This window comes from Occallatibacter sp. (genome assembly GCF_049802275.1).
Classification (GTDB): domain Bacteria; phylum Acidobacteriota; class Terriglobia; order Terriglobales; family Acidobacteriaceae; genus Telmatobacter.
Genome location: NZ_JBARMD010000255.1, coordinates 1 through 2,850 on the forward strand (window position 1 = coordinate 1; position 2,850 = coordinate 2,850).

At 58.7% G+C, this 2,850-nt stretch carries 5 protein-coding genes; 2 read left to right on the plus strand and 3 right to left on the minus strand.

From position 1 onward, the window contains the following. Positions 1 to 615 (plus strand): alpha/beta hydrolase family protein (locus WA354_RS08870; protein ID WP_472812647.1); only part of this gene is annotated, 615 nt, incomplete at its 5' end. Positions 616 to 629: 14 nt separating this feature from the next. Here the strand turns inward: WA354_RS08870 and WA354_RS08875 are convergent. Together WA354_RS08875 and WA354_RS08880 are read right to left on the minus strand one after the other, a co-directional pair. Beyond that, positions 630 to 1,073: a PaaI family thioesterase gene (locus tag WA354_RS08875; RefSeq protein ID WP_472812648.1), complete on the minus strand. Its 444-nt coding sequence runs from the start codon at positions 1,071 to 1,073 to the stop codon at positions 630 to 632. Then, positions 1,073 to 2,041, minus strand: a complete 969-nt coding sequence (locus WA354_RS08880) for a threonine dehydratase (protein WP_472812649.1) — start codon at positions 2,039 to 2,041, stop codon at positions 1,073 to 1,075. The genes WA354_RS08875 and WA354_RS08880 overlap by 1 nt, the downstream gene beginning before the upstream one ends. Before the next feature lie 41 nt (positions 2,042 to 2,082). Here WA354_RS08880 and WA354_RS08885 point away from each other — a divergent pair, with 41 nt between their 5' ends. After that, a complete protein-coding gene (locus tag WA354_RS08885; protein WP_472812650.1) occupies positions 2,083 to 2,436 on the plus strand; it encodes a c-type cytochrome in 354 nt (117 codons plus the stop codon). Between the two features lie 30 nt (positions 2,437 to 2,466). On the opposite strand, the gene WA354_RS08890 is transcribed toward WA354_RS08885, so the two are convergent. Then, positions 2,467 to 2,850 (minus strand): FtsX-like permease family protein (locus WA354_RS08890; protein ID WP_472812651.1); only part of this gene is annotated, 384 nt, incomplete at its 5' end.

The window sequence follows — 2,850 nt, forward strand, 5'->3', positions numbered from 1 at the left end:
GCCCAGGCAGTGCGTCGTGCGGGCTGGAACGCAGTAACCTTTAACTATCGCGGTTCGTGGGGAAGTCCGGGATCTTACAGTTTCGCGCAGAACCTCGAAGACGCAGACGCCGTTCTTGCCTATCTTCGCGTCCCCAAGAACGCCGCCCAGCTTCAGATCGATACGAAACGCATCGTGCTTGCCGGCCATAGCATGGGCGGATGGGTTACTGTGATGACCGCGGCACATGATCACGCGCTTTCCGGTGCAATTCTCATCAGCGCCGCTGATATGGGCCAGCTGGGCGGCATGGAGCACAGCAAGCTGGTCGCAGAGATGGCCGACAACATGGAGGGGCTTGCGGGCGTTACCGCGGAGTCCATGGCAAGCGAAGACGCGAAAAACGCACAGGCATTCGCATTCTCCAACGCCATTTCCGGGCTCAAAGATGTGCCCTTGCTGGTTCTCTCAGCCAACGACGGCCTGGCTCCGCAGACCAACGCGCTCATTGAAGCAATTCAGGCCGAGGGCGGCCACAACATCAAATCGATCCACGTTGCAACCGATCACAGCTGGTCCGATCATCGGATTTTTCTTGAGAGCACTGTGATCGATTGGCTTTCTGCGTTGAAGTAGAACGCCACTCCCATTCAGGCAGTCTTAGTCGGTCGCACTTCAATAAATAGCCCCTTGCCCTGGGCGAGCGCATGTCCGGCGTCGTCGAAGATCGTAGCCTCGACCCAGTGTTTGCGCCCCTCATCCCTGACGATGCGCCCTTCCATGCGAATCTCTACGCAGGATGGCACAGGCCGTTTGTAGTCGACCTCCATGTGGCGCGTCATTGCTGTGAGACCGCGCGCGCGGACCGCTTTACTCATCGTTTCATCCAGCAGGGTCGCAATGATTCCACCGTGAAGAAATCCGGGGTGTCCTTCAAATGTATCGGGGATAACGGCGGGGCAGACCACGGTCCCGTCTTCCGCGAGCAGGAACTCCAGCCGGAGTCCCTGCGGATTGGCTTCTCCGCAACCAAAACAACGGTTTTGCGCAGCGTGCGCCAAGGGCGTGAGGTGATCGAAGTGCGGCTTCATCATTACGCGATTCCCCCTGAAAGAACCCGCGCAAAAACATCTGCATCCACGTTGCCTCCCGTCAAGACGACGCCGATCCGCTTGCCGAGATCCGCATCTGATTCCTTGATAGCGCCTGCCAGTGCTGCCGCTGCCGCGCCTTCCGCTACATTGTGGGTGTCCTCGTAGATTGCCAGCATGGCAGCCGCAATTTCGACATCCGAGACTTCCACGATGCGCGCCACATTCTCCCAAATGATTTCCAGGGCATTTCCATTGGGAGTGCGGCAGGCAAGTCCATCTGCGATCTCCGTGCGTGCGGGAGCTTCAACGACCTCACGTTGCAAAAAGCTCAACGAATACGACGGCGAGCCGGATGCCACCACGCCTACGATCTCGGTTGCCAACCCTAATGCATTGCGGGCAGCCGATACGCCGCAAACAGAGGATCCGAGCCCGATAGGCACATACACCCGATCGAGGGGAGGCGCTGACTGCAGGAACTCCAGCGCATACGTTGCCGTGCCCATCACCAGCCGTTCGTGGAAAGAATCAACCATGGCCAAGCTTCGTTCCAACGCAAGCCTGCGCGCATATTCTAGCGACTCCTGAAAATCCTGGCCACATTCCACCAGTTCGGCACCTTGCGCGACCATGGCTCGATTCTTCTCCACACTGTTCCCGTGCGGCACGACGATTACGCACTTCAGGCCATGCAAACGCGCCGCCATCGCAACGCCCTGTCCGTGATTGCCGCGCGTCGCAGCGATCACGCCTTCCAGTGCGGAGTGGGCCTTCCGCAGCCAGTCGGTATAGATCAACGCGCCGCGAATCTTGAACGCTCCTACCGGCGTGTGATTCTCGTGCTTGATCCAGACTTCCGCACCAAGCCGCTGGTTGATCAGCGGCCAACTGTATTGCGGAGTCGGGGGCATGTAGCGATAGAGAACATCCTGGGACTCGCGGATATCAGCCAGGGAGGGAAGCGCCATGGCTCCAGCATACCGAACCGGCCGCTCTAAAATGAGATGGGATGATCTTTCACCGCGCGCTTTCGGCCCTCATCATTTCAGCCATTCTCGCTCCCACGCTCACAGGATGCCGCAAAACCCAGCCGCTCACGCCTCAAGAGGCTGAAGGAAAGCATCTGTACGATGGTCGTTGCGCACATTGCCATGAAGACAACGACCTCGCCCTGAAGAAAGTTCCTCCAAATCTCCACACTGTCTTTGAGAGGGCCACTCTCCCTAGCGGCGCCCCCGCAACCGACGCCGACGTGCGGCGTGTGGTCCTCGCAGGAAAAGGAATGATGCCTGCGTTCAACGGCCGTTTCGACGATGCACAGATGAGCGCGCTGTTAGCCTATTTGCACACCGGTTTGCGATAACCTCGGCGGCTGGCAACCGCGGCGCTTCATCTACTCATACCGAATCGCCGTCATCGGATTAATACCCGCTGCGCGCCACGCTGGAATTATGCAGGCGAGAGTGGCAACAAGTGAAAGAACAAATGTTGCACCAAGGAGCAGCAGGGGATCGCGCGAACTCTCCGCTGCCCAGTTCGCCATCACTTTATTCAGCGCAATCGTGAGCACTACACCCGCAACGATTCCAGTACCGACGCTTACCACCGTTGACCGGAAGACGATTCCCAGCACGTGGGCTTTCTTTGCACCGAGCGCGATGCGGATACCAAACTCGTTGGTCCGCTGCACCACCGTGTAGGCCACAACGCTGTACAGCCCCACCGACGCGAGCGCAAGAGCCAACGCTGCAAAGGCTCCGAAAAGCCATGCAACCAG

Excerpts from the sequence above, each read along its gene's own strand:
- WA354_RS08875 (WP_472812648.1), bottom strand. The coding sequence starts at position 1,073 with ATGATGAAGCCGCACTTCGATCACCTCACGCCCTTGGCGCACGCTGCG.
- WA354_RS08880 (WP_472812649.1), bottom strand. The coding sequence starts at position 2,041 with ATGGCGCTTCCCTCCCTGGCTGATATCCGCGAGTCCCAGGATGTTCTC.
- WA354_RS08885 (WP_472812650.1), top strand. The coding sequence starts at position 2,083 with ATGATCTTTCACCGCGCGCTTTCGGCCCTCATCATTTCAGCCATTCTC.